Below are 670 nucleotides of genomic sequence, written 5' to 3'. Positions count from 1 at the left end.
TGACCATTTTTTGATAATCCTGTTACTAAAATAGAGTACTTGGATTTATATTGGTGTTCTGGTAGGTCTAAATTACTAGGCGCCGTAAGATAATGTTGAGTATTTTTTGGATTATACAATAACTGCCAATCCCAGTTGAGAGCCCATTCCATAGTCCTTCCTGAAACAACATCTCCTTTTTTATCCACTAAAGTTATAGCAGTACAAGCTATAGACTGGGAGAGAAGCATTGAGAATATTAAAGTACATGTAAATAGTTTCTTAGATAAACCTCTCATTAATAACTCCTCAAAGTTACTTTATTTGCATATTAATAGTAACATAAATTTTACAGCTGAATACTAGTTATATTTTGATATTGCTATATTATATTTAATAAGTAAAACAAAGATTAAAAGTTAATAAATGATAGATTCTTCTAAACAGAAACACCCTAAAGCACTTTGGTACATTATTGTGATATATATGTGGGAGTATTTTAGTTTTTATGTAATGAGAGCTTTGCTTATTTTATACTTAATTGACTATCTTAAGTTAGGTGATACAAAATCATATGCTACTGCAGGTGCATATGTTACCTTAGTTTATTTATCTCCTATAGTTGGAGGTATTGTTGCAGATAAGATTTTAGGCTATAAAAAATCTGTAATATATGGCGCAGCCCTTATGT

1 protein-coding gene and 1 pseudogene are annotated in these 670 nt (G+C 29.9%); one reads left to right on the top strand and one right to left on the bottom strand.

What is annotated here, in order from left to right; genetic code table 11:
- A partial coding sequence (locus DNK84_RS13830; RefSeq protein WP_119345024.1) for a linear amide C-N hydrolase occupies positions 1-278 on the bottom strand: 278 nt, incomplete at its 3' end.
- A 127-nt stretch (positions 279-405) separates the two neighbouring features.
- Here DNK84_RS13830 and DNK84_RS13825 point away from each other — a divergent pair.
- Positions 406-670: pseudogene (locus DNK84_RS13825) on the top strand (peptide MFS transporter); the annotation flags it as partial.

The sequence above is a fragment of the Facilibium subflavum genome (genome assembly GCF_003574485.1).
Classification (GTDB): domain Bacteria; phylum Pseudomonadota; class Gammaproteobacteria; order Francisellales; family Francisellaceae; genus Facilibium; species Facilibium subflavum.
This window is presented reverse-complemented; position numbering and strand designations above follow the sequence as displayed.